This window comes from Variovorax sp. GW821-FHT10D07 (assembly GCF_059415325.1).
This window is the reverse complement of sequence record NZ_JBWKMZ010000010.1, coordinates 122221-146573: the sequence shown is the minus strand read 5'-3', so window position 1 is coordinate 146573 and position 24353 is coordinate 122221. Positions and strand designations below refer to the sequence as shown.

Here is a 24353-nt window from a genome sequence, read left to right as displayed (position 1 = left end):
TGCCGCCGACGACGTTGCTGAAGCCGCCGTCGACGTAGGTGATCTCGGCCGTCACGCCGCTGGCGAGGTCGCTCAGCAACAAGCGCTGCGCGACCGGCGTGCATCGCCGTCCGACGGGCGCGAGAGCGTGCCCGGGAGCCGTGGTGCCGCTTACTCGGCCATGCCGCCGACGACGTTGCTGAAGCCGCCGTCGACGTAGGTGATCTCGGCCGTCACGCCGCTGGCGAGGTCGCTCAGCAGGAAGGCCGCCACGTTGCCGACTTCCTCGATCGTCACGTTGCGGCGGATCGGCGAGGCCTCGGCGACGGCGCCGAGCATCTTGCCGAAGCCCTTGATGCCGCTGGCCGCGAGCGTCTTGATCGGGCCGGCGCTGATGCCGTTGACGCGCACGCCCTTCGGACCCAGCGAGGCCGCCGTGTAGCGCACCGAGGCCTCGAGCGAAGCCTTGGCCAGGCCCATGGTGTTGTAGTTGGGCAGCGCGCGCTCGGCACCCAGGTAGGTCAGCGTGAGCAGGGCCGACTTGTCGTTGAGGTAGGGCTGCGCGGCCTTGGCCATGGCCGGGAAGCTGTAGGCGCTGATGTCGTGCGCGATGCGGAAGCCCTCGCGCGACAGGCCCTCGAGGAAGTCGCCCGCGATCGCCTCGCGCGGCGCGAAGCCGATGCTGTGCACGAAGCCGTCGAAGGTCGGCCAGACCTGCGACAGGTCGGCGAACAGCTTCCCGATCTGGGCATCGTCGCCGACGTCGCAGTCGAAGATCAGCTTCGAGCCGAAGTCGGCCGCGAACTCGGTGATGCGGTCCTTGAAGCGCTCGCCGACGTAGCTGAAGGCGAGCTCGGCACCCTGTTCATGGCAGGCCTTGGCGATGCCGTAGGCGATGGAGCGGTTGCTCAGCACGCCGGTGATCAGGAGTTTTTTGCCGGAAAGAAAGCCCATGGAGTTGCCTCGTGAAAATCTCGGGGCAGAATTCTCGCATGCGAGGTTGGCTGCTCTGGTTCGGTTTGGCGCTCTCGGCGGCCCCTTCGTGGGCCGCCCATGCGTACGCGCAATTCGGCGACGTCAAGTACGCGCCGGGCTTCACGCACTTCGGCTACGTGAATCCGAACGCCCCCAAGGGCGGTGAATTCAGGCTGGTGCCGCCGACCCGGCCCACCAACTTCGACAAGTTCAATCCGTTCACGCTCAAGGGCACCGGGCCCTCGGGCCTCGGCCAGCTGATGTTCGAGAGCCTGATGACCGGCAACTCGGAGGAGCCGACCACCGCCTACGGCCTGCTGGCCGAAGACATCGACGTGGCGCCCGACGGCCTCTCGGTCACCTTCAGGCTCAACCCCAAGGCCCGCTTCAACGACGGCTCGCCGGTGCTGGCGGCCGACGTGGTCTATTCGTTCCAGACCCTGATCGGCCCGCTCGCGGCCCCGCAGTACAAGACCATCTATGCCGAGGTCAAGAAGGCGAGTGCGGTCGGCGAGCGCACGGTGCGCTTCGACTTCGCGAGCCCGAACCGCGAACTGCCGCTGGTGGTCGGCGGCATGGCGGTGTTCAGCCGCAAATGGGGCGGCGGCAAGCCCTTCGACCAGATCGTGACCGAGGTGCCGATCGCCTCCGGCCCCTACAGGCCCGCGAGCGACCGGCTGGGCCGCGACATCACCTACGTGCGCCGCGCCGACTACTGGGGCGTCGATTTGCCGGTGCGCAAGGGGATGTTCAACTTCGATCGCGTCGCCTACAAGGTCTACCTCGACGAGACCGCGCGCTTCGAGGGCCTGAAGGCCGGCGAGTTCGACTTCATGCGCGAGTTCGTCTCGCGCAACTGGGCGCGCCAGTACAAGGGCAAGCAGTTCGACAACGGCGAGATCGCCAAGCGCGCCTTCGAGAACCACAACCCCGGCGACTTCCAGGGCTACATCTTCAACACGCGCCGCGACAAGTTCAAGGACGTGCGCGTGCGCCAGGCCATCGCTCTCGCGATGGACTTCGAGTGGCTCAACCGCCAGCTCTTCTACGGCATCTATACCCGCGTGCAGGGCTATTTCCCGAACAGCGACTTCCATGCCGACGGCCTGCCCGGGCCGGACGAGCTGGCGCTGATGGAGCCGCTGCGCGCCAAGGTCAAGCCCGAGGTGTTCGGTCCCGCGCCGGTGCCGGCGAGCACCGATCCGCCCGGCAGCCTGCGCGAGAACCTGCGCAAGGCGAGGGCGCTGCTGGCCGAGGCCGGCTGGACCTACCGCGACGGCGCGCTGCGCAACGCGAAGAACGAGGCCTTCACCATCGAGTTCCTCAACGACCAGCCCTCGCTGATCCGCGTGGCGACGCCGCTGCAGACCGCGCTCAAGAAGCTGGGCATCGAGATGAGCTTTCGCACCGTCGACTTCTCGCTCTCGCAGCAGCGCATGCAGAACTACGACTTCGACATGACCTCGATGCGGCTGCCGGGCAACACCGCGCCGGGCGGCGAGCTGTTCGAGCTGTTCGGCTCGAAGTCGGCCGAGACGCCGGGCTCCTCCAACTACTGGGGCATCGCCGATCCGGCGGTCGACGCCATCGTCGGCAAGGTGGTGACGGCCACCACGCGCCCCGAGCTCACCACCGCCTTGCGCGTGCTCGACCGCGTGCTGTCGGCCGGCTACTACTCGATCCCGATGTACTACGGCAGCGCCTTCCTGGTCGGCTACCGGCCGGCCGGCGTGGTGCTGCCGCCGACGATTCCGCCGTACTACGATGTCGGCGATTGGGCCCTCGCGACATGGTGGGCCTCGCCGGCCAACAAGTAGCGCCCGCCGCACGAGAAGAGATCCGGAGCACGACAACCGCATGGCCAGCTACATCCTCAAGCGACTGCTGCTGATGATTCCCACGCTCCTGGGCGTGCTGATCATCACCTTCGGCGTGATCCAGTTCGTGCCGGGCGGTCCGGTCGAGCAGATGGTGGCGCAGTTGCAGGGCCGCGATTCGGGCGGCGAGCGGGCCGCGAGCAGCGGTGCCGGCTACCGCGGCCGACAGGGCCTCGATCCGCAGCGCATCGAGGAGATCAAGAAGCTCTACGGCTTCGACAAGCCGGCCCACGAACGCCTGTGGACCATGCTCAAGTCCTTCGCGCGCTTCGACCTCGGCACCAGCTTCTACCAGCGCAAGGACGTCTGGGAACTGGTCAAGGAGAAGATGCCGGTCTCCATCAGCCTGGGCCTGTGGACCTTCTTCATCAGCTACCTGATCGCGGTGCCGCTGGGCGTGGCCAAGGCGGTGCGCGCGGGCTCGCGCTTCGACTTCTTCACCACGCTGATCGTGCTGGTGGGCTATGCCATCCCGGGCTTCGTGCTCGGCGTGGCGCTGCTGGTGATCTTCGGCGGCCAGCTGCAGTGGTTCCCGCTGCGCGGCCTCACCTCGCCGAACTGGGAGAGCCTGAGCTGGGGCGCGCGCATCGTCGACTACCTCTGGCACATCGCGTTGCCGGTCACGGCCATGGTGATCGGCAGCTTCGCCGTGACGGCGATGCTGACCAAGAACTCCTTCCTCGAGGAGATCCGCAAGCAGTACGTGCTGACCGCGCGCGCCAAGGGCCTCGCCGAGCGGCAGGTGCTCTGGAAGCACGTGTTCCGCAACGCGCTGATCCCGATCATCACGGGCTTTCCGGCCGCCTTCATCGGCGCCTTCTTCACCGGCTCGCTGCTGATCGAGACCCTGTTCACGCTCGACGGCCTGGGCCTGCTGAGCTACGAGAGCGTGATCCGGCGCGACTACCCGGTGGTGCTGGGCACGCTCTACCTGTTCACGCTGATCGGGCTGGTGACCAAGCTGATTTCCGATCTCTGCTACGTCTGGGTCGATCCGAGGGTGAAGTTTGACTGAATCGATGCCCACTCCCGCCGCGCCGCGTCCGCCGGCCAAGTCGGACAGCCCGGGCCGGCGCGCCTGGCGCCGTTTCCGCCGCAATCCGCTGGGCTTCTGGAGCCTGGTCCTGTTCTCCGTGCTGGTGGTGCTGAGCCTGTTCGCCGAGCTGCTGTCCACCGACAAGCCGCTGGTGGTGCGCTACGAGGGCCAGACCTACTTCCCGGTGCTGCGCGACTACTCCGAGAAGACCTTCGGCGGCGACTTCGAGACCCCGGCCGACTATCTCGATCCCTTCATCCGCGACCGCATCACGGCCGGCGCCAACTGGGCGCTCTACGCGCCCAATCCCTACGGCCCGCGCACGCTCAACTACTTCGCAAAGCAGCCCAATCCGGCCGCGCCCTCGGGCGAGAACCTGCTGGGCACCGACGACCGCGGGCGCGACCTGCTGGCGCAATTGATCTACGGCTTCCGGGTCAGCGTGCTGTTCGCGCTGGCGCTCACGGTCGTGGGCGTGGTGCTGGGCATCTCCATCGGCGCGATCCAGGGCTTCTTCGCGGGCAAGACCGACCTGTTCCTGCAGCGGCTGCTCGAGATCTGGGGTTCGATGCCCGAGCTCTACCTGCTGATCATCTTCAGCGCCATCTTCACGCCCAGCGTGCTGCTGCTGCTGGTGCTGCTGAGCTTGTTCGGCTGGATGGCGCTGGCCGACTACGTGCGCGCCGAGTTCCTGCGCAACCGCCAGATGGACTACGTGCGCGCCGCGCGCGCGCTCGGCGTGAGCAACCTGCAGATCATGCGGCGCCACATCCTGCCCAACAGCATGGTGCCGGTCGTCACCTTCCTGCCGTTCCGCATGAGCGCGGCGATCCTCGCGCTGACCTCGCTCGACTTCCTCGGGCTCGGCGTGCCGCCGGGCACGCCCTCGCTGGGCGAATTGCTCAACCAGGGCAAGGCGAACATCGACGCCTGGTGGATCTCGATGTCCACCTTCGGCGTGCTGGTCTTCACCTTGATGCTGCTGACCTTCATGGGCGACGCGCTGCGCGACGCCCTCGATCCACGGAAGGCCGACAAGTGAAGCCGGGCGAATCCTCCCTCGCGGCCGGCGCGCCGCTGCTCGACGTGCGCGGCCTGCGCGTGGCCTTCGCCGGCAAGCCGGTGGTCCATGGCGTCGATTTCCGGATCGCGGCCGGCGAGAAGTTCGCGCTGGTGGGCGAGTCGGGCTCGGGCAAGACCGTCACCGCGCTGTCGCTGCTGCGGCTGGTGCAGAACGCCGAGCTCTCGGGTTCGGCGCGGCTGTTCGATTCCGGGCGTGCGCAGGACGGGCGCGACCTGCTGTCGATCCCCGAGCGCGAGCTGCGCGGCATCCGCGGCAAGGAGATCGCCATGATCTTCCAGGAGCCGATGACCGCGCTCAACGCGCTCTACAGCGTGGGCGACCAGATCGCCGAGGTGCTGCAGCTGCACGAGGGCCTGCCGGCACGCGCCGCGCAGGAGGCCGCGGTGCAACTGCTGGCCGACACCGGCATTCCCGAGCCGGCGCGGCGCGCGCGGGCGCTGCCGCACCAGCTCTCGGGCGGCCAGCGCCAGCGCGCCATGATCGCCATGGCACTGGCCTGCCGGCCGCGCCTGCTGCTGGCCGACGAACCGACCACCGCGCTCGACGTGACGGTGCGCGCCCAGATCCTCGAACTGCTGGCCGAGTTGCAGCGCAAGTACGGCATGGCGGTGCTGCTGATCACCCACGACCTGAACCTGGTGCGCCATTTCGCCGACCGCGTCGCGGTGATGGAGCAGGGCCACATCGTCGAGCACGGCCCGGTGGCGACCGTGTTCGAGGCGCCGCAACACCCCTACACGCGCAAGCTGATCGACAGCCATCCCACGCGTGACGTGACACCTGCGCCGGCGCGGCCCGACGCGGCGCCGATCCTCTCGGCCACGGGCTTGCGCGTGAGCTACCCAGTGCCCAAGCCCGGCTTTGCAGGCTGGTTCGGCAAGGGCGAGTTCGTGGCGGTGCAGGGCGCCGAGTTCCGCATCGCACCCGGCGAGACCCTGGGCGTGGTCGGCGAGTCGGGCTCGGGCAAGTCGACCCTGGCGCTGGCCGCGCTGGGGCTGCTGCGCTTCCAGGGCGCGCTCAAGGTCGAGGGGCAGGGCTGGGGACAGGGCCAGGCTTCCGATCTCGCGCTGCGGCGCGCGATGCAGGTGGTGTTCCAGGACCCGTTCTCCTCGCTGTCGCCGCGCATGACCGTCGAGCAGATCGTCGGCGAGGGCCTGCTGGTGCATGCGCCCGAGCTCAAGGCGTCCGACCGTCGCGCGCGGGCGCTGCAGGCGCTGGCCGACGTCGGGCTCACCGAGGCGCAGTTCCCCGCGCTGCTCGACCGCTATCCGCACGAGTTCTCGGGCGGGCAGCGGCAGCGGCTGGCGATCGCGCGCGCGCTGATCGTCGATCCGCGCCTGCTGGTGCTCGACGAGCCCACCAGCGCGCTCGACGTCACGATCCAGAAGCAGGTGCTGGGGCTGTTGCAGCGGCTGCAGCGCGAACGCGGGCTGAGCTATCTGCTGATCACGCACGACGTGGAGGTGATCCGCGCCATGGCGCACCAGGTCATCGTCATGAAGGACGGGGCGATCCTCGAATCGGGCCCGGTCGACCGGGTGCTCGACGCGCCCGAACACCCTTACACGCAGAAACTGGTGGCCGCCGCGCAACTGGCCTGACGGCGAACGCGACCCACAACAACGAGCATTGCGCGAAAAGATGTCGGAAATCGGACAAGACAGGCGCGGCGCCTGGCGGGCGGCGCTCGCCTGCATGGTGACGCTGGCGGTGGCCATGGGGCTGGGGCGCTTCGCCTTCACGCCGATGCTGCCGATCATGCTGCACGAGGGCAAGCTCGAGCTCGAGGCCGGCGGGCTGCTGGCCTCGCTCAACTACCTCGGCTATTTCGTCGGCGCGGTGAGCTGTGCCGCCATCGGCGTGCGCGCCAAGACCATGGTGCGCGGCGGCCTGCTGGCCACCGCCGTGCTGCTGATCGGCATGGGGCTCTTGCACAGCTTCGGTGCCTGGGGCGTGCTGCGCGCGGCGGCCGGCGTGATGAGCGCCTGGGTTTTCGTGTTCGCCTCGAGCTGGGGCCTGCGCCGGCTGGCCGAAACCCGCTCGCCGGCGCTCGGTGGCGTGATCTACACCGGCCCGGGCGTCGGCATCGCCATGACGGGGCTGCTGGGCGGGGCACTCGGCCGCTGGGGATCGGAAACCGGCTGGATCGGCCTGGGCCTGCTGGCGCTGGTGCTGATCGCGGTGATCTGGCGGGTCTTCAACGATGGCGAGCAGGCCGTGGCCGGCGGTGCGGCGCCGGCGCCGGTCGCGGCGCCGAGCGCGCAGGACTCGGCCGCGGCGCGCGCCGACGCCCTCTGGCTGGTGGCGCTCTACGGGCTGGCGGGCTTCGGCTACATCATCACCGCCACCTTCCTGCCGGTGATCGCGCGCCAGGCGCTGCCGGGTTCGTTCTGGCCCGACTATTTCTGGCCGCTGTTCGGCGCGGCCATCATCCCGGGCGCCCTGATCGGCGCGCGCGCGCCGGTGCACTGGGACAACCGGCTGCTGCTGGCGATCGCCTATGCGCTGCAGGCGGTCGGGGTGGTGCTGTCGGTGGCCTGGCCCAGCGTGGTCGGCTTCGCGCTCGGCAGCCTGCTGCTGGGCATGCCGTTCACCGCCATCACGCTGTTCGCGGTGCGCGACGCGCGCCGGCTGCGCGGCAACGCGGCGGCCGGGCTGATCGGCTATGCCACCGCCTCGTACGGCGTGGGACAGATCATCGGCCCGCTGTTCGCGGCGCCGCTGGCGCAGCGCACCGGTTCGTTCCAGATCCCGCTGCTGGTGGCGGCGGCCGCGCTGGCGCTGGGCGCGGTGCTTTTCGCGGCCGTCTGGGCGCGTTCCAGGCGCGTCGCCGCCGCCCGCGAAAGGGCCGCCACGCCCTGAGCCGTGCACGGGTGTGGCTCGCTTGCAGAAGTGCCCCTTCATTTATCACAGAAGTGGCATATAATTCGAGGCTCACGACCAAACGGGCGGGTACCAACCGCCCGTTTTTTTTGGTCCATCCGTTCTCGGATTGCTGGGCAAGACCCGGTTTCTCACGGATTTTTTATCGATTGCGCGGTACCTGGCGGGCGGGTCCTGCGCATCGTTGACTGAATAAAAGGCACCTTCGAACACGTGGCATTGCAGCAGACAGTGGAACAAACCGTGGCCGGTCTCGGCTACGACCTGGTCGAGATCGAACGCTCGGCGGGAGGATTGCTGCGCGTGACGATTGATTTGCCGTGGACGGCCCCCACATCGGAGGCTCTCGCCGCCGGCACGCCCGAGCCCTTCGTCACGGTCGAGGACTGCGAGAAGGTCACGCGACAGCTCCAGTTCGCGCTCGAGGTGGATGGCGCCGACTACAAGCGGCTCGAGGTGTCCTCGCCGGGTATCGACCGTCCGCTGCGCCACGAGAAGGATTTCGAGCGCTTCGAGGGCGAGGTGATCGACATCACGCTGAAGGCGCCGATCGGCGAGGCGGCGGCCGGCCAGGTGTCGGCCAATCGCAAGAAGTTTCGCGGCACGCTCGAGCGGGCCGCACAGGCGGAAGGGGCCGACGGCCCTCAGGGTTGGCAGATCGTCTGGAGCGACGAGCCGGAGCCCAAGCCGGGTCAGAAAGTCAGCAGGAAGCGCGCGCCGGCGCCGTTGCAGGCGCTGGGCTTCGTGCTGGACGAGCTGCGCGAAGCGCGGCTGGCACCCATCGTGGATTTCAAGGGGCGCAAGCCCAGGGCCCGTCAGGGCTCGCAGGACATTGGCGGAACAAAGGTTCCGGACTGACTAGAGGAGTGGTGGCATGAATCGCGAAATGTTGATGTTGGTGGATGCGATCTCGCGCGAGAAGAACGTCGAGCGTGACGTCGTCTTCGGCGCGGTCGAGTCCGCGCTGGCGCAGGCCACCAAGAAGCTGTACCAGGGCGAGGTGGACATCCGCGTCGCCGTCGACCGCGACAGCGGCGACTACGAGACCTTCCGTCGCTGGCACGTGGTGCCCGACGAAGCCGGCCTGCAGCAGCCCGACCAGGAAATCCTGCTGTTCGAGGCCAAGGAAGAGATGCCCGACATCGAGGTCGACGAGTACATCGAGGAATCGGTGGACTCGGTGCCGATCGGCCGCATCGGCGCCATGGCCGCCAAGCAGGTGATCCTGCAGAAGATCCGCGACGCCGAGCGCGAGATGCTGCTCAACGACTTCATGTCGCGCGGCGACAAGATCTTCGTGGGCACTGTCAAGCGCCTGGACAAGGGCGACATCATCGTCGAGGCCGGTCGCGTCGAAGGCCGCCTGCGCCGCAGCGAGATGATCGCCAAGGAAAACCTGCGCAACGGCGACCGCGTGCGCGCCATGATCATGGAGGTCGACCTGACGCTGCGCGGCGCTCCGATCATCCTGTCGCGCTCGGCCCCCGAGTTCATGATCGAGCTGTTCCGCCAGGAAGTGCCCGAGATCGAACAGGGCCTGCTCGAGATCAAGAGCTGCGCCCGCGACCCCGGTTCGCGCGCCAAGATCGCCGTGCTCTCGCACGACAAGCGCGTCGATCCGATCGGCACCTGCGTCGGCGTGCGCGGCACGCGCGTCAACGCCGTGACCAACGAGCTCGCCGGCGAGCGCGTGGACATCGTGCTGTGGAGCGAGGATCCGGCCCAATTCGTGATCGGCGCCCTGGCGCCGGCCAACGTGTCGTCCATCGTGGTGGACGAGGAAAAGCACGCCATGGACGTGGTGGTTGACGAGGAAAACCTCGCGATCGCGATCGGCCGTGGCGGCCAGAACGTGCGTCTGGCTTCCGAGCTCACCGGCTGGAAGATCAACATCATGGACGCCAACGAGTCGGCCCAGAAGCAGGCGAACGAAACCGACGCCGCGCGCCGCCTGTTCATGGAGAAGCTCGACGTCGACGAGGAAATCGCGGACATCCTGATCTCCGAGGGCTTCACCAGCCTCGAGGAAGTGGCCTACGTGCCGATCTCCGAGATGCTCGAGATCGAAGCCTTCGACGAAGACACGGTCAACGAACTGCGCTCGCGTGCCAAGGATGCGCTGCTGACCATGGAAATCGCCAAGGAAGAGGGCGTCGATACCGTCTCGCAGAATCTGCGCGACCTCGAAGGCCTGAACCCCGACCTGATTCCGAAGCTGGCCGAGGCGGGGGTGAACACCCGCGACGACCTGGCCGACCTCGCGGTCGATGAACTCACCGAGATCACCGGCCTGAGCGCCGATGACGCCAAAACCCTCATCTTGAAGGCCCGCGAACACTGGTTCGCTGGCCAAGAGTGATGGTCATGGAGGCACGAAACGAATATGTCCAGTACCACTGTCGCCGAGTTCGCGAATGAACTCAAGAAGACTCCCGAAACCTTGCTCGATCAGCTTCGCAGCGCCGGTGTGCCCAAAGCGGCCGCCAGCGACGCGCTGACCGAGTCGGACAAGCAGCGCCTGCTCGGTTTCCTGAAGGCCAGCCACGGCACTGTCGAGCCCGAGCGCAAGAAGATCACGTTGACCAAGAAGTCGACCAGCGAGATCAAGCAGGCCGACGCCACCGGTCGCGCCCGCACGATCCAGGTCGAGGTGCGCAAGAAGCGCACCTTCATCCAGCGCGACGAAGGCCCCGCGGGTGCCGTCGAGGCCCCGGCACCGGTTGCCGCCGCGCCCGTCGCCGCGCCGGCCGAGCCGGCCGCGCCGCGCATCGATGAAGCCGAACTCGCCCGCCGCGAGGAGGAAGCCCGCCGCCAGGCCGAGCTGATCCGTCGCCAGGAAGAAGAGCTGGCCGAGAAGCGTCGCCAGCGCGAGGAAACCGAAGCGCGCGAACGCGAGAAGGTCGAACGCGCCGAGCAGGCCGAACAGGCCGAGCAGGCACGCCAGGAAGCCGCGCAGGCAGCTCGCCAGGAAGCCCAGAAGAAGGCCGAAACGGCCGCCGAAGCGGCCAAGCCGGTCGCCCGCAGCTCCGCCAACAGCGCCGCCAAGGCCGAGGCCGAAGTCGCCGCGCTGAAGGAAGCCGCGGAAGCGCAGGTCGTCGCCGCCAAGCAGGCCGCCGAGGCCAAGGCCGCGGCCCAGGCCGCCGCCACGCAGGCCAAGGAAGACGCGAAGGCCAAGGCCGCCGCCGAATCCAAGGCCCGTGCCGACGAGGAAGCCGCGCGTGCGCGCGACCTCGACGAGCGCCGCCGCAAGGCCCTGGCCGAAGCCGAGGCCATCCGCGCCATGATGAATGCACCGGCCCGCGTGCTGGTGCCGCACAAGGTCGAGAAGCCGGTGGCCGAGGTCAAGCCCGCCGGTGGCGTCAAGGGCACGCTGCACAAGCCGACCGCGCCCGCGGCCCGCGCCGGAGCTCCGGCCGCGCCGGGTGCTGCGGCCGCGCCTGCCGGCGGTGCCGCCGGCAAGGAAGTGAAATCGGCCAAGCTCTCCTCGAGCTGGGCCGGGGACACCGCCAAGAAGAAGGAAATCAAGACCCGCGGCGACGCGAGCGGCGGCGTGGGCCGTGGCAACTGGCGCGGCGGTCCGCGCGGACGCCGCGGCAACGACCGTGGCCACGACGACCAGCAGCACGCACCGGCAGCACCGGTCGAGGCCCGCATCATCGAGGTGCACGTGCCGGAAACCATCACGGTGTCCGAGCTCGCGCACAAGATGTCGGTCAAGGCGTCCGAGGTGATCAAGCAGCTGATGAAGCTGGGCCAGATGGCCACGATGAACCAGGCGCTCGATCAGGACACCGCGATGATCGTGGTGGAGGAAATGGGTCACAACGCGGTGGTTGCCGCGCTCGACGATCCCGAAGCCTTCACCGACGAGGACGTGTCGGCGCAAACCGCCGAAGCCCTGCCGCGCGCACCGGTCGTGACCGTCATGGGTCACGTCGACCACGGCAAGACCTCGCTGCTGGACTACATCCGCCGCGCCAAGGTGGCCGCGGGCGAAGCCGGCGGCATCACGCAGCACATCGGTGCCTACCACGTGGAAACCGAACGCGGCATGGTGTCGTTCCTCGACACCCCGGGTCACGAGGCGTTCACCGCCATGCGTGCCCGCGGTGCGCAGGCCACCGACATCGTGATCCTGGTGGTGGCGGCCGACGACGGCGTCATGCCCCAGACCAAGGAAGCCATCAAGCACGCGAAGGCGGCGGGTGTGCCGATCGTGGTCGCGATCAACAAGATCGACAAGCCCGATGCCAACCTGGACCGCGTGAAGCAGGAACTGGTGGCCGAAGAGGTGGTGCCCGAAGAGTACGGCGGCGACGTTCCGTTCGTCGGTGTCTCGGCCAAGACCGGCCAGGGCATCGACGACCTGCTCGAACAGGTGCTGCTGCAGGCCGAAGTGCTGGAACTCAAGGCGCCGGTGGATGCCGCAGCCAAGGGCCTGGTCATCGAAGCGCAGCTCGACAAGGGCCGCGGCCCGGTCGCGACCGTGCTGGTTCAGTCCGGCACGCTCAAGACCGGCGACGTGGTGCTGGCCGGCTCGACCTATGGCCGCGTGCGCGCCATGCTCGACGAGGACGGCAAGCCGACCAAGACGGCCGGTCCGTCGATCCCGGTCGAGATCCAGGGCCTGACCGAAGTGCCGCAGGCCGGCGACGAGTTCATGGTGATGAGCGACGAGCGCCGTGCGCGCGAAATCGCCACCTACCGTGCCGGCAAGTTCCGCAACACCAAGTTGGCGAAGCTGCAGGCCGCGAACCTGCAGAACATGTTCACCGACCTGTCGGCGGGCGAAGTGCAGACGCTGCGCATCATCATCAAGGCCGACGTGCAGGGCTCGCAGGAAGCGCTCGCGCAATCGCTGCTCAAGCTCGCGACCGACGAGGTCAAGGTGCAGGTGGTGTATGCGGGCGTGGGCGGCATCAGCGAAAGCGACATCAACCTCGCGATCGCGTCGAAGGCGGTGGTGATCGGCTTCAACGTGCGGGCCGATGCCGGCGCGCGCAAGCTGGCCGAGGGCAATGGTGTCCAGCTCAACTACTACAGCATCATTTACGACGCGGTGGACGAGATCAAGGTCGCCATGTCGGGCATGCTGGCGCCGGAGCGCCGCGAGGAAATCATCGGCTCGGCCGAGATCCGCACGGTGTTCGTGGCCTCGAAGATCGGTACCGTGGCCGGCTCGTACGTCACCTCGGGCTATGTCACCCGCAGCTCGCACTTCCGTCTGCTGCGCGACAACGTGGTGGTCTACACCGGCGAAGTCGACTCGCTCAAGCGCATGAAGGACGATGTCCGCGAAGTGCGCGAAGGCTTCGAGTGCGGTATCAAGCTCAAGAACTACAACGACATCAAAGAGGGCGATCAGCTCGAGTTCTTCGAAATCAAGGAGATCGCCCGGACGCTGTAAACGGACGGTCGAACGCGCAGGTCGTGAAGCGCCAAGCTTCGCGATCTGCGCTTTCCACATCCGGGAACGCTTCCGCATTCGCCAATGCCCAAAAGAAAAGCCGCCACTCCCAACCGCGCCTTCAAGGTCGCCGATCAGATCCAGCGCGATCTGACGGAGTTGATCGCGCGCGAGTTGAAGGACCCGCGCGTGGGCATGGTCACGTTGCAGGCGGTGGAAGTCACGCCCGACTATGCGCACGCGAAGATCTTCTTCAGCCTGCTCACCGGCGACGTGGACGAGACCACCGAAGCGCTCAACCAGGCCGCGGGCTTCCTGCGCAACGGCCTGTTCAAGCGCCTGCACATCCACACCGTGCCCACGCTGCACTTCGTGTTCGACCGCACCACCGAGCGTGCCGCCGACATGAACGCGCTGATTGCGCAGGCCGTCGCTTCGCGTTCGAAAGACGACTAGCCATGAATGCGCCACGCACAAGGGTGCAGCGGCGCCCTGTGCATGGGGTGTTGCTGCTCGACAAACCGCTGGGACTGTCCAGCAACCAGGCCTTGCAGAAGGCCAAGTGGCTGCTGCGCGCCGAGAAGGCGGGCCATACCGGCACGCTCGATCCGCTGGCCACCGGCGTGCTGCCGCTGTGCTTCGGCGCGGCCACCAAGTTCAGCCAGCTGCACCTCGACGCCGACAAGACCTACCTCGCCACCGCGCGGCTGGGCATCCGCACCGCCACCGGCGATGCCGAGGGCGAGGTGATCGCCGAACGCCCGGTCCAGGTCACGGCCGAGGACCTGGCGCGCGCCGAGGCGCTCTACACCGGCCCGATCCGCCAGGTGCCGCCGATGCACAGCGCGCTCAAGAAGGACGGCAAGGCGCTCTATGAATACGCGCGCGAGGGCATCGAGGTCGAGCGCGCGCCGCGCGACGTCGTCATCCACGCGCTGAAGATCGCGCAGACCGCGGCCGATGCCATCCGCATCGAGGCCTCGGTCAGCAAGGGCACCTACATCCGCACCCTGGGCGAGGACATCGGCGAGGCGCTGGGCTGCGGCGCCCACCTGAGCTCGCTGCGCCGCACCGCCACCGGCGGCTTCGTGGCGGCCCAGTGCATCACGCTCGAGGCCCTCGAGGCCATGGACGAGGACGAGCGGCTGGCGCGGTTGTTGCCTGCCGAATGCCTGGTCGAGGGCCACACGATCGTCACGCTGGGCAGCGAGGATGCAGGGCGCTTTCTGTCCGGCCTGCGTCGGCGCGGGCCGTGGGCCGATGCGGCCCGGGTCGCGGTGTTCGGCGAATCGCCCCCGGCCTTCCTCGGCACGGCCCACGTGGCCGCCCATGAACTGATCCCGGGGCGCTTGCTGAACCCCATCGAAATCCAGCAAATTCTTTTGAACGCACCACAGACCGAAGCGACACCATGACCAAGCAAATCCGCAATATCGCCATCATTGCCCACGTGGACCATGGCAAGACCACGATGGTCGACCAGCTGCTGCGCCAATCGGGCACCTTCGCCGAGCACGAGAAGGTCGTCGACACGGTGATGGACAACAACGCGATCGAAAAGGAACGTGGCATCACGATCCTGGCGAAGAACTGCGCCGTGACCTGGCAGGGCACGCACATCAACATCGTCGACACCCCCGGCCACGCGGACTTCGGCGGTGAAGTGGAACGCGCGCTGTCGATGGTCGACGGCGTGGTGCTGCTGATCGACGCGCAGGAAGGCCCGATGCCGCAGACGCGCTTCGTGACCAAGAAGGCACTGGCCCTGGGCCTGAAGCCGATCCTGGTGGTGAACAAGGTCGACAAGCCCGGCGCCAACCCCGACAAGGTGGTCAACGCCGCCTTCGACCTGTTCGACAAGCTCGGCGCGACCGACGAACAGCTCGACTTTCCCGTGGTCTACGCCTCGGGCATCAATGGCTGGTCCTCGCTCGAAGAGGGCGCGCCCGGCGAGCAGTGGGGTCCCGACATGTCGGCCCTGTTCGACACCATCCTGAAGCACGTGCCCTCGCAGAAGGGCGACCCGGCCGCGCCGCTGCAGCTGCAGATCTCGGCCCTCGACTTCTCGACCTTCGTCGGCCGCATCGGCGTGGGCCGCATCAGCCAGGGCACGCTGAAGCCGATGATGGACGTGCTGGTGATGGAAGGCCCGGACGGCCAGTCCGTCAAGGGCCGCATCAACCAGGTGCTGACCTTCCAGGGCCTGGACCGCGTGCAGGCCACCGAAGCCGGCCCGGGCGAGATCGTGCTGATCAACGGCATCGCCGACATCGGCATCGGCGTCACCGTGACCGACCCCGCGAGCCCGGCGCCGCTGCCGATGCTCAAGGTCGACGAGCCCACGCTGACCATGAACTTCTGCGTCAACACCAGCCCGCTGGCCGGCCGCGAAGGCAAGTACGTCACCAGCCGCCAGATCTGGGACCGCCTGCAGAAGGAACTGCAGCACAACGTGGCGCTGCGCGTGAACGAGACCGACGAAGAAGGCGTGTTCGAAGTCATGGGTCGCGGCGAACTGCACCTGACCATCCTGCTGGAGAACATGCGCCGCGAAGGCTACGAGATGGCCGTCTCGAAGCCGCGCGTGGTGTTCCGCAACGTCAACGGCGAGAAGCACGAGCCGATCGAGCTGGTGACGGCCGACATCGAAGAGCAACACCAGGGCGGCGTGATGCAGGCCCTGGGCGAGCGCAAGGGCGAACTGGTCAACATGGAACCGGACGGCCGTGGCCGCGTGCGCCTCGAGTACCGCATCCCGGCGCGTGGCCTGATCGGCTTCACCAACGAATTCCTGAACCTGACGCGCGGTTCGGGCCTGATCAGCAACATCTTCGACAGCTACGAGCCGCACAAGGGCGAGATCGGCAGCCGCAAGAACGGCGTGCTGATCTCGATGGACGACGGTGAAATCTTCACCTACGCCCTCGGCAAGCTCGACGACCGCGGCCGCATGTTCGTGAAGGCGAACGATCCGGTGTACGAAGGCATGATCGTCGGCATCCACAGCCGCGACAACGACCTGGTGGTGAACGCCACCCGCACCAAGCAGCTCACGAACTTCCGCGTCTCGGGCAAGGAAGACGCGATCAAGATCACGCCGCCGATCGACCTCACGCTCGAATACGGCGTCGAGTTCATCGAGGACGACGAGCTGGTCGAGATCACGCCCAAGAGCGTGCGCCTGCGCAAGCGCTTCCTGAAGGAACACGAGCGCAAGCGCGCGAGCCGCGAATCGGCCGTCTGAGGACCGCCTCCGCGCCATGCCCCTGCACCTGACCCACGGCGGCGCCGTGGTGCTGATGGTGGCCGTGACCCTGATGTGGGGCACGGCGGGCATGGTCACGCGCCATCTCGAGGGCGCGCACAGTTTCGAGATCACCTTCTGGCGCGGCCTGTTCACCGTGCTGTCGCTGTGCGCCATCCTGCCGCTGTGGCGCGGGCCGAAGGTGTTCCGCGCGCTGCTGGCCGGCGGGCGCGAGCTCTGGATCTCGGGCCTGTGCTGGGCCGTGATGTTCACGGCCTTCATGGTGGCGCTCACGCTGGCGTCCACCGCGAGCGTGCTGGTCACCATGTCGCTCGGGCCGCTGCTCACCGCGCTCGCGGCGCGGCTGTTCATCGGCCACAAGCTGCCGGCGCGCACCTGGCTCGCCATCGTGGTGGCGGGGCTGGGCATCGGATGGATGTACGGCGCGCAGCTGCTCGGTGGTGCGGGCGGATCGCTGCTGGGCACGCTGGTGGCGCTGTGCGTGCCGCTGGCCGGCGCCGCCAACTGGACCGTGGTGCAGCATGCGCAGGCCAAGGGCCAGCGCATCGACCTCGTGCCCGCGGTGCTGATCGGCGCCGTGCTGTGCACGCTCGCCACCTTGCCGCTGGCCATGCCGTTCCGCGCCAGCGCGCACGACCTCGGCCTGCTGGCTTTTCTCGGCCTGTTCCAGCTCGCGATCCCCTGCGTGCTGTCGGTGCTCTGCGCCAGCGTGCTGAAGGCGCCCGAGGTGGCGCTGCTGGCCCTGCTCGAGGTGATCTTCGGCATCGCGCTGGCCTGGCTCGGCGCGAACGAGAAACCGGCTCCCAGCGTGCTGACCGGCGGCGCCATGGTGATCGGCGCGCTGCTGTTCAACGAGCTGCTGGCGCTGCGCGGGCGGCGCACGACGGTGGCCGACCAGGCCGTGCCGGGCGCGCACTGAGCGTGCCAATCGGCGCGCGGGTTATCGCGTCTTGGGCGGCGGCAGCTTCGGCATCACGAGCGTCGGCGGGGGTGGCGGCGGCTCGGGCAGTTCGAGCGGTCCCAGCGCGGCATCGCTCACGCCCTGTTTCGTGAGCCGCGCCTCGACCACCGCCATCGCGAAGCTGCGTTCGAAATCGCCGGCCACGCGCCAGATGCCGGTGTCGTCGGGCGCCAGCGTGATCTCGGCGCGCAGCGGCAGCGACGCGGCATTGCTGGCTTGCACGCCGCCGAGCGCGCCGAGCCGGCGGTCGTCGTAGACCATCACCACCGGGCAGACCTGCTGCTGCCCGTCCCCGGCCTGGCAGGCGCCGGCGGGTTCGACCTCGGTCAGCGGGAGCCTGGGGTCCGGATCGATCGCCATGAGCGGCGCTTCGCGCAGCGCGCGCAGTCGTTCCTGCAGGTTCTTTGGCGCCCGCATGCGCGCTTCCAGGTTGTCCACGCCTTCGCGCAGCGCGTCCGCGAGCGCCAGCCGGCCGACCGGCTCGGCGTTGTGCTGCGGGCGGCCTTCGGCATCGAGCGCGCCGAAGCGCGCCTCGACGATCGCCGCCTCGGCGCCGCGTACCACCGTGTCGCCGCTCGAGCCGCCGCTGTCGGACCCGATGGTGAAACCGATGGTCTCGGTCTTCCCGTCGCGCGACAGCGTGGCCAGGCAGCCGCGCACGTTGTCGGCCTTGAGGAAGCCGATCTCGTGCAGCGCGCTCACGCGGGCCTCGACGCCGGGCTCGGAGCGCAGCCGCTCGTCGTTGCTGGTGCTCGATACCAGGCCGCCGAGCTCGCGCCGCGCCAGGTCGCTGTTGCAGGCCGGCAGGCCGTTCAGCTTCCACAGGTACGCGGCCGCCGCGCCGATCATCGCGGTCACCGCGAGCACGCCGAGCCAGCGCGGAGGCCGCAGCCCCGTCGAGCGCTTGCGCGCCATGACCTTCGAGCTCGCGTTCTCGGCCGCGATGCGTTCGCGCGCCCGCGCGACGATCTGCCGCCGCTCGTCCGCGCCGACGAAGGCCGGCTCGGCCTCCACGCGCGCGGCGATGGCCTCGAAGCGTTCTTCCTCGAGCCAGCCGTCGGTCACCAGCCAGGCGAGGGCGGTGGCCGGGTCGGCGCGCTGGTCGGACACCAGCGGCACCCACGGCAGCGCCTCCTCGAGGTCTTCGGCGTCGAGCAGGCCGTCGTCGCGCAGCGCCTGCACCACCGTATGCGAGAGGCCGAGCGCGCCGGCCTCGAGCAGTTCGTCGGATTCGTCGAGCGTGTCCTCCGCGTCCTCGGCCATCGAATCGCCGTGGGTCGCGACGATGCGCTCGATCAGCGCATCCTGGTCCTCGTTCTCGGCCGGCAGCAGCCCGCGCAGCCGCATCCAGGCATAGGCATGGGCCGGCGTCGGCGGCTTGGGCAGGCTCGCGTATTCGGGATGGGCGCGCGCGGCGGCGAGCCGGGGCGCGTCGACCAGGCCCTGGAGAACCAGCGCCTCGAAGGGCTCGGGATCGAGCCAGGCGTGCGCGGCCTCGGGGTCGGGAGCGGCGCCGCTGACCGGCACGCGCTCCAGTGCCTCGTCGCGCGCCTCGGCGTCGATGCGGCCGTCCGCGTGCAGCGCGAGCACGGCCTCGCGCACGATGCCGCGCTCGCCGAGCCGGTGCAGCGCCTCGGCCTGCTCGGCGACCTCCACGGCCTCGTCGCGCGTGCCGCGGTCGAGCTCGTTGCGCTCGACGCGCCGATCGAGCTGGATGCGCAGCACGTGCGAGGCCACCGGGTCGATCAGCCCCTGCTGCTGCATCCAGTCCAGCGCATGGGCCGGGCTCGGCAGCGGCGCCAGCGTGGGGAAGCCGGGGTGGGCCAGCACGGCATCGTGCTGTTCGTCGGTGATCAGCCCCAGGGGGAGCAGGGCGGCGAAGGCGTCGAGATTGGCATTCGAAGGCATCGGGCCATTCTGCCGTCTGTGCGCGCCGGGCCCGGAAACGAAAAAGGCGGCCGTTGCGGGCCGCCTTCGTGGCGTGGATCACCCGGGCGCGAGCCCCAGGGTGACGAGCGCGGTCTCAGGGACGCGCGAGCTTCCAGGCGCCGTTGGCGAAGCCGTCGCCGGTCTTGTCGCCCGGCTTGGCGTCCTTGGCCCAGTAGTACAGCGGCCAGCCCTTGTAGGCCCATTGGCGCTTGCCGTCCTCGCGGATGATGATGGTGTAGCCACCCATCGGCCGGGCGGTTTCGGCCACGCCCAGCGGCGGCCAGTTGGTCGCGCACTGGCCGTTGCAGGCCGAGGTGCCCGAACCGGCGGCATCCTTGGTGAAGGTGTAGAGCGTCATGCCGTTCGGGCCGACGAGCACGCCGTCGGCGGTGCGCGTCGGGGTGTCGGGCGCGCTGGCGCTCTGGTTGGACATGCTGCCGCAGCCGGCGAGCAGGGCGGCCGCGAGGATCGAGGCGCTGAGCAATTTCATGCAGTTTCTCCTTCGTTGAGTGATCGCGAACATGGAAATGAGGGAATGCATGCGCGAACCGGCCGAGTGTATGCCGCGCTCAAGACAGATCCCGGTAGGCCAGCGTCGCCAGTTTCATCAGGGTCTCGCGCGGCAGCCGGCCGGCCACCGCGTAGCCGAAACCCTGGTCGACCCAGTAGAAGCTGGGCACGGCGCCCTCGGTGGCGAAGCGGAAGGCGGTCTCGGGCGCGGGGGCCGGTTTGGCGCCCGCGGTCTTGGGATCGAGCTGGCCGACATAGAGCGTGACGCGCTCGCCGGCCGCATCCTCGAACATGAACTGGGCCCGGGCGCCGTTCTCGCCGGGCAGCAGCCGGCCGCCGACCAGCGTGTAGCCCAGGGTCGAGAAGTCCGGCACCTTGAGTGGCCGGTCGAGCCGCCGCGACAGCCACTGCACCAGGTGCTGCTGCTCGGCCGCGGCCACCTCGACCGGATGGCGTTTCTCGGGCGTGTAGACCTGGTGCGCGAGCGAGGCCGCATGGACGAATTCGCGCACCGCCGGCGCACGCGCCAGCGCGGTGCCCGGGCGCTGGGTGGCGCTCCATTGGGCATTGCCGAGCCAGCCGGCGCCGAAGGCGATCAACAGGCCGGCCGCGATGCCGCCCCAGCGCCACCAGCCGTCGCGCGGCGCGGCCTCGCGTTCGAGCACGGCCGACAGGTGGGCCGGCACGGGTTCATGGAGCAGCTCGGCATGCAGTTGCCGCAGCGTGTCGCGCTGTGCCTGCCAGAGCGAGACCCGGGCCGCGAGGGCCGGATCGTCGGCCAGCGCGGCCTCGACGGCGGCGCGGCGCTCGGGCGCGAGCTGGCCGTCGACCCAGGCGTGCAGGTCGTCGTCGGAAGGGGGCGGGGCGGGGCGGTTCATGGCGTTATTTGAGGCGGCGCAGGCCGGGGCGCGGGGCCGCACTGCCCGCCAGTGTGCCCGCCGACGTGCCGGCTACGGCCGCGCCGTCGAGCAGTTCCTGCAGCCGCACGCGGGCGCGCGACAGCCGCGACATCACGGTGCCCAGCGGAATGCCGAGCACCTTCGCGACCTCGGCATAGGACAGGTCTTCGAGCGTCACCAGCAACAGCACGGCGCGTTGCTCTTCCGGCAGCTGCAGCAGGCAGCGCTGCAGGTCGAGGCGCACGCCGTGGTCGCGGCCGGGATCGACGCCGCCCTGCTGTTCGGGCGGCAGTTCGTCGAGCGACACGGCCGCATGCGGCGGCGGCGCGCGGCGCACCTGGCTCGCGAAGAGGTTGTGCATGATCGCGAACAGCCAGGCGCGCAGGTCGCTGCCCGCCACCCACAGCCGCCACTTGCTGCAAGCACGCTCGAGCGTGTCCTGCACCAGGTCGTCGGCCGCCCAGGCATTGCCGGTCAGCGCGCGCGCATAGCGGCGCAGGCCGGGAATGTGCGGGGCGAGCTGGCGGGCGTCCATGGAAGGCGGGAAGGCCCGGGCTCAGGGCTTGGCGGTCTTCCAGCTGCCGTTGACGCCGTCGCCGGTCTTGTCGCCGGGCTTCGTGTCCTTGATCCAGTAGTACAGCGGCCAGCCCTTGGCGGCCCACTGCTTCTTGCCGTCGTCGCGCGTGACGATGCTGAAGTCGCCCGCGGCCTTGTCGCCATCGGCCGCCATGTATGGCGGCCAGTTGGTGGCGCACTGGCCGTTGCAGACCGACTTGCCGTTGCCGGCCGTGTCCTTGTCGAAGGTGTAGAGGGTCATGCCGTTGGGGCCGACCAGGGCGCCGTCGGCGGCCTTGGGTTGGGCCGCGGCGGGCAGCGAGAGGAAACCGGCGGCCAGCAGCGTGGCGGCGAGGAAGGGAAGGCGGCGCGAGGTCAGCGGCATGGAAGAGCTCCTGGTTGTGGCGCCGGACGATCCGGCGACACCTGCATGAACGCCCGCGGCGCCGCGTTTATTCCATGGCCGCGCAAAAAAAAGCGCGAACGCCGCGGCTCAGCGGCTGCGGCTCTTCATCGCGCGCTCGACTTCGCGCTTGCCTTCGCGGTCCTTGATGGTGTCGCGCTTGTCGTGCTCGGCCTTGCCCTTGGCCAGCGCGATCTCGCACTTCACCTTGCCGGCCTTCCAGTGCAGGTTCAGCGGCACCAGGGTGTAGCCCTTCTGCTCGACCTTGCCGGTCAGGCGGCGGATCTCTTCCTTGTGCAGCAGCAGCTTCTTGGTGCGCACCGAGTCGGGCGTCACGTGGGTCGAGGCGCTCTTGAGCGGGTTGATCTGGCAGCCCAGCACGAACATCTCGCCGTCGCGGATCACCACGTAGCCGTCGGTGAGCTGCACCTTGCCTTCGCGCAGCGCCTTCACTTCCCAGCCTTCCAGCACCATGCCGGCCTCGAAGCGTTCTTCGAAGAAATAGTTGTACGCCGCCTTCTTGTTGTCGGCGATGCGGGAGGAGGTGTCTTGTTTCTTGGTGGCCATCGTTGTCATTTGGGGGCGCATGGCGCCCGGACAACCGCCCGGCATGCACAGGGCGTGGATTCTATGAAAGTGGCAGCAGGTGCCTTCAGCGCTGCCGCTGCAGCGTGCGATGGGGCGATTCGCCGAAGCGGCGCGCGTAGTCCTGGGCGAAGCGTCCGAGGTGGGCGAAACCGAACTGCAGCGCGACCGAGGTCACGGTGGTGTCGGCCCCCGGCTCGCTCAGGCGCTCGTGCACCGCGAGCAGCCGCCGCTCGCGCAGGTAGGCCATCGGCGTCTGGCCCGCATGCTGGCGGAAGGCCACCTGCAGGCTGCGCACGCACAGCCCGCTGGCCGAGGCGATCTCGTCGACCGTGAGCGCATCGGGCAGGTGGGCCTCGATGTACTCGCGGGCGCGGCGCAGCGCGCGCGGCGAGACGTCGCCGCGCTCGGCGCCCAGGCGCGCGCTCTGGTTGTGCGGCAACTGGCCCAGCAGGGTGTGGATCAGGCCCGATTCGGCCTGGGCCAGGAAGGGCGTGGTCAGCGGCGTGCGGCCGCACGAGAGCTCCTGCGCGAGGAATTCGACCAGGTGCTTCACGCTCGCGCCCGCGCCCTCGTCGAGCGCGATCTCGGGCTCGAATTCGAGCGGCCGCGCGCCGGCCGGCTCGCCGCACAGCGATTCCCAGTGCCGCTGCACCACCGCCTTGCCGATCTTCACGATCAGGTGCGGCGTGTCGTCGCCCCAGCGCATGCGCAGCGGCTGGCTCGGCGAGGCCAGCGAGGCCCGGTGCGCATCGGAGGTGAAGCTCTGGCCGGCCCACTCGATGCGGGCGTTGCCCCTGAGCGGGATCTGCAGCAGATAGAAGTCGCCGAGGCAGCCGGGATCGATCTCGACCTCGGCGCCGTACTGCACGTAGTTCAGCGAGATGTCGCCCAGCGGCGCGACGTGATGGCGCGCGTCGAAGCGCGAGCTGCCGTGCCCGAGGTGCAGCCGGTGCGGACAGAAGATGCGCGCCACCTCGTCGCGCGCCTCGTCGAGGTCGGGCGTGGCGATGACGGCATAGCGCGACAGGGGAAGCGAGGCCGATGCAGCGACAGCGTGTTCCATGCGGGGCGGCGTGGGGGCAGCGAATAAATGCGTTTTGCGGACAGCGGCTGCGCAATCCGGATTGGGGTCTGAATCCTTCAAATCTAAAGTAACTGCAAGCAATTGACAACGGGACCAACCAGGAGAAAAGGCATGAGCGACAAGGACTTGCAGGACAGGACGGTGCTCGTCACCGGTGGCGCGACCCTCATCGGTGCGGGCGTGGCCCGTTGCCTGCGCGATGCCGGTGCACGCGTGGTGCTGGCCGATATCGACGTGGCGCGCGGCGAGGCGGTGGCGCGCGAGATCGGTGCGAAATTCATCGCCACCGACATCACCGATGACGCGGCCGTGCAGGCCTGCGTCGAGCAGGCGGCCGATGCCGAGGGCCGCATCCACGCGCTCGTGAACCTGGCCTGCAGCTACCTCGACAACGGCCTGGCCTCGCCGCGCGGCGAGTGGCAGACCGCGCTCGACGTCAACGTGGTCTCGGCCGTGATGATGGCGCGCGCCACGCTGCCCTTCATGCAGGCCGCGGGTGGCGGCGCCATCGTCAACTTCACCTCGATCTCCTCGGGCGTGGCCCAGACCGGCCGCTGGCTCTATCCGGTGAGCAAGGCCGCGCTGGTGCAGCTCACGCGCAACATGGCGCTGGACCTGGCGGCGATGAACGTGCGCGTCAATTCCGTCTCGCCGGGCTGGACCTGGTCGGCGGTGATGGACCAGCTCACCGGCGGCGATCGCGCCAAGACCGATGCGGTGGCCAAGCCCTTCCACATGCTCGGCCGCGTCGGCGACCCGGTCGAGGTCGGCCACGTGGTGGCCTTCCTGTGCTCGCACAAGGCCTCGTTCGTCACCGGCGCCGACTGGGCCGTGGACGGCGGCTACTCGGCCATGGGCCCGGAGCAGGGCGAGCCGGCCATTCCCAAGCTCGCGGCCTGAAGGCGGCCGGCGCATCCC

At 69.0% G+C, this 24353-nt stretch carries 21 protein-coding genes and 1 pseudogene; 13 read left to right on the top strand and 9 right to left on the bottom strand.

The annotated features are described in order from the left end of the window. Both AC07PU_RS26520 and fabI read right to left on the bottom strand, forming a co-directional pair. A pseudogene (locus tag AC07PU_RS26520) lies at positions 1-79 on the bottom strand (enoyl-[acyl-carrier-protein] reductase FabI); the annotation flags it as partial. Positions 80-150: 71 nt separating this feature from the next. Continuing rightward, positions 151-933, bottom strand: coding sequence for an enoyl-ACP reductase FabI (gene fabI, locus AC07PU_RS26515; protein ID WP_495321519.1), 783 nt, complete (start codon positions 931-933; stop codon positions 151-153). 38 nt (positions 934-971) lie between these two features. On the opposite strand from fabI, the gene AC07PU_RS26510 reads away from it, so the two are divergent. The 12 genes from AC07PU_RS26510 (at position 972) to AC07PU_RS26455 (ending at position 17425) form a co-directional block, all read left to right on the top strand. After that, positions 972-2771, top strand: a complete 1800-nt coding sequence (locus AC07PU_RS26510) for an extracellular solute-binding protein (protein ID WP_495321518.1) — start codon at positions 972-974, stop codon at positions 2769-2771. Between the two features lie 40 nt (positions 2772-2811). Further along, entirely contained in the window at positions 2812-3846 is a 1035-nt protein-coding gene (locus AC07PU_RS26505) for a microcin C ABC transporter permease YejB (protein ID WP_093341754.1), read from the top strand. Between the two features lie 4 nt (positions 3847-3850). Further along, entirely contained in the window at positions 3851-4909 is a 1059-nt protein-coding gene (locus AC07PU_RS26500) for an ABC transporter permease (protein WP_495321517.1), read from the top strand. Continuing rightward, complete coding sequence (locus tag AC07PU_RS26495) at positions 4906-6552, top strand: ABC transporter ATP-binding protein (RefSeq protein ID WP_495321516.1); 1647 nt, start codon at positions 4906-4908, stop codon at positions 6550-6552. The genes AC07PU_RS26500 and AC07PU_RS26495 overlap by 4 nt, the downstream gene beginning before the upstream one ends. Positions 6553-6592: 40 nt before the next feature. Continuing rightward, on the top strand, positions 6593-7813 hold the full coding sequence (locus AC07PU_RS26490) for a YbfB/YjiJ family MFS transporter (protein WP_431508873.1): 1221 nt from the start codon (positions 6593-6595) through the stop codon (positions 7811-7813). A 234-nt stretch (positions 7814-8047) separates the two neighbouring features. After that, positions 8048-8692, top strand: a complete 645-nt coding sequence (gene rimP, locus AC07PU_RS26485; protein ID WP_093341761.1) for a ribosome maturation factor RimP — start codon at positions 8048-8050, stop codon at positions 8690-8692. 16 nt (positions 8693-8708) lie between these two features. Beyond that, the gene (gene nusA / locus AC07PU_RS26480) at positions 8709-10193 is read left to right on the top strand and encodes a transcription termination factor NusA (protein ID WP_093341763.1); all 1485 of its coding nucleotides are present in this window, start codon (positions 8709-8711) and stop codon (positions 10191-10193) included. Positions 10194-10217: 24 nt separating this feature from the next. Continuing rightward, positions 10218-13241, top strand: a complete 3024-nt coding sequence (infB, locus tag AC07PU_RS26475) for a translation initiation factor IF-2 (protein WP_093341765.1) — start codon at positions 10218-10220, stop codon at positions 13239-13241. 84 nt (positions 13242-13325) lie between these two features. Next, positions 13326-13697 carry a 30S ribosome-binding factor RbfA gene (gene rbfA / locus AC07PU_RS26470; RefSeq protein WP_093341767.1) on the top strand — a complete coding sequence of 124 codons (372 nt, stop codon included), beginning with the start codon at positions 13326-13328 and terminating at the stop codon, positions 13695-13697. Positions 13698-13699: 2 nt separating this feature from the next. After that, positions 13700-14656 carry a tRNA pseudouridine(55) synthase TruB gene (gene truB / locus AC07PU_RS26465; RefSeq protein WP_495321515.1) on the top strand — a complete coding sequence of 319 codons (957 nt, stop codon included), beginning with the start codon at positions 13700-13702 and terminating at the stop codon, positions 14654-14656. Beyond that, on the top strand, positions 14653-16485 hold the full coding sequence (typA, locus tag AC07PU_RS26460) for a translational GTPase TypA (protein ID WP_093341770.1): 1833 nt from the start codon (positions 14653-14655) through the stop codon (positions 16483-16485). The genes truB and typA overlap by 4 nt, the downstream gene beginning before the upstream one ends. Positions 16486-16501: 16 nt before the next feature. Then, positions 16502-17425 carry a DMT family transporter gene (locus AC07PU_RS26455; RefSeq protein WP_495321514.1) on the top strand — a complete coding sequence of 308 codons (924 nt, stop codon included), beginning with the start codon at positions 16502-16504 and terminating at the stop codon, positions 17423-17425. A 21-nt stretch (positions 17426-17446) separates the two neighbouring features. Here AC07PU_RS26455 and AC07PU_RS26450 read toward each other — a convergent pair whose 3' ends face one another. From AC07PU_RS26450 to AC07PU_RS26420, 7 genes are all read right to left on the bottom strand, one after another. Continuing rightward, a complete protein-coding gene (locus AC07PU_RS26450) occupies positions 17447-19375 on the bottom strand; it encodes a hypothetical protein (RefSeq protein ID WP_495321513.1) in 1929 nt (642 codons plus the stop codon). A 115-nt stretch (positions 19376-19490) separates the two neighbouring features. After that, a complete protein-coding gene (locus tag AC07PU_RS26445; protein WP_093341773.1) occupies positions 19491-19886 on the bottom strand; it encodes a COG4315 family predicted lipoprotein in 396 nt (131 codons plus the stop codon). A gap of 79 nt (positions 19887-19965) precedes the next feature. Then, positions 19966-20784 carry an anti-sigma factor family protein gene (locus AC07PU_RS26440; RefSeq protein ID WP_495321512.1) on the bottom strand — a complete coding sequence of 273 codons (819 nt, stop codon included), beginning with the start codon at positions 20782-20784 and terminating at the stop codon, positions 19966-19968. Between the two features lie 4 nt (positions 20785-20788). Beyond that, positions 20789-21340 (bottom strand): sigma-70 family RNA polymerase sigma factor, encoded by a 552-nt coding sequence (locus AC07PU_RS26435; RefSeq protein WP_093341775.1) that lies wholly within the window; start codon positions 21338-21340, stop codon positions 20789-20791. 21 nt (positions 21341-21361) lie between these two features. Beyond that, positions 21362-21745, bottom strand: a complete 384-nt coding sequence (locus tag AC07PU_RS26430; protein ID WP_093341776.1) for a COG4315 family predicted lipoprotein — start codon at positions 21743-21745, stop codon at positions 21362-21364. Positions 21746-21853: 108 nt separating this feature from the next. Next, positions 21854-22330 (bottom strand): SsrA-binding protein SmpB, encoded by a 477-nt coding sequence (smpB, locus tag AC07PU_RS26425; protein WP_057591776.1) that lies wholly within the window; start codon positions 22328-22330, stop codon positions 21854-21856. 85 nt (positions 22331-22415) lie between these two features. Then, on the bottom strand, positions 22416-23414 hold the full coding sequence (locus tag AC07PU_RS26420; RefSeq protein WP_495321511.1) for an AraC family transcriptional regulator: 999 nt from the start codon (positions 23412-23414) through the stop codon (positions 22416-22418). A gap of 132 nt (positions 23415-23546) precedes the next feature. On the opposite strand from AC07PU_RS26420, the gene AC07PU_RS26415 reads away from it, so the two are divergent. Then, the gene (locus AC07PU_RS26415; RefSeq protein WP_495321510.1) at positions 23547-24335 is read left to right on the top strand and encodes an SDR family oxidoreductase; all 789 of its coding nucleotides are present in this window, start codon (positions 23547-23549) and stop codon (positions 24333-24335) included. Positions 24336-24353: the final 18 nt, after the last annotated feature.

Coding starts and splice junctions, on each gene's coding strand:
- fabI (WP_495321519.1), bottom strand. CDS start 933: ATGGGCTTTCTTTCCGGCAAAAAACTCCTGATCACCGGCGTGCTGAGC.
- AC07PU_RS26510 (WP_495321518.1), top strand. CDS start 972: ATGCGAGGTTGGCTGCTCTGGTTCGGTTTGGCGCTCTCGGCGGCCCCT.
- AC07PU_RS26505 (WP_093341754.1), top strand. CDS start 2,812: ATGGCCAGCTACATCCTCAAGCGACTGCTGCTGATGATTCCCACGCTC.
- AC07PU_RS26500 (WP_495321517.1), top strand. CDS start 3,851: ATGCCCACTCCCGCCGCGCCGCGTCCGCCGGCCAAGTCGGACAGCCCG.
- AC07PU_RS26490 (WP_431508873.1), top strand. CDS start 6,593: ATGTCGGAAATCGGACAAGACAGGCGCGGCGCCTGGCGGGCGGCGCTC.
- nusA (WP_093341763.1), top strand. CDS start 8,709: ATGAATCGCGAAATGTTGATGTTGGTGGATGCGATCTCGCGCGAGAAG.
- infB (WP_093341765.1), top strand. CDS start 10,218: ATGTCCAGTACCACTGTCGCCGAGTTCGCGAATGAACTCAAGAAGACT.
- rbfA (WP_093341767.1), top strand. CDS start 13,326: ATGCCCAAAAGAAAAGCCGCCACTCCCAACCGCGCCTTCAAGGTCGCC.
- truB (WP_495321515.1), top strand. CDS start 13,700: ATGAATGCGCCACGCACAAGGGTGCAGCGGCGCCCTGTGCATGGGGTG.
- typA (WP_093341770.1), top strand. CDS start 14,653: ATGACCAAGCAAATCCGCAATATCGCCATCATTGCCCACGTGGACCAT.
- AC07PU_RS26455 (WP_495321514.1), top strand. CDS start 16,502: ATGCCCCTGCACCTGACCCACGGCGGCGCCGTGGTGCTGATGGTGGCC.
- AC07PU_RS26450 (WP_495321513.1), bottom strand. CDS start 19,375: ATGCCTTCGAATGCCAATCTCGACGCCTTCGCCGCCCTGCTCCCCCTG.
- AC07PU_RS26445 (WP_093341773.1), bottom strand. CDS start 19,886: ATGAAATTGCTCAGCGCCTCGATCCTCGCGGCCGCCCTGCTCGCCGGC.
- AC07PU_RS26440 (WP_495321512.1), bottom strand. CDS start 20,784: ATGAACCGCCCCGCCCCGCCCCCTTCCGACGACGACCTGCACGCCTGG.
- AC07PU_RS26435 (WP_093341775.1), bottom strand. CDS start 21,340: ATGGACGCCCGCCAGCTCGCCCCGCACATTCCCGGCCTGCGCCGCTAT.
- AC07PU_RS26430 (WP_093341776.1), bottom strand. CDS start 21,745: ATGCCGCTGACCTCGCGCCGCCTTCCCTTCCTCGCCGCCACGCTGCTG.
- smpB (WP_057591776.1), bottom strand. CDS start 22,330: ATGGCCACCAAGAAACAAGACACCTCCTCCCGCATCGCCGACAACAAG.
- AC07PU_RS26420 (WP_495321511.1), bottom strand. CDS start 23,414: ATGGAACACGCTGTCGCTGCATCGGCCTCGCTTCCCCTGTCGCGCTAT.
- AC07PU_RS26415 (WP_495321510.1), top strand. CDS start 23,547: ATGAGCGACAAGGACTTGCAGGACAGGACGGTGCTCGTCACCGGTGGC.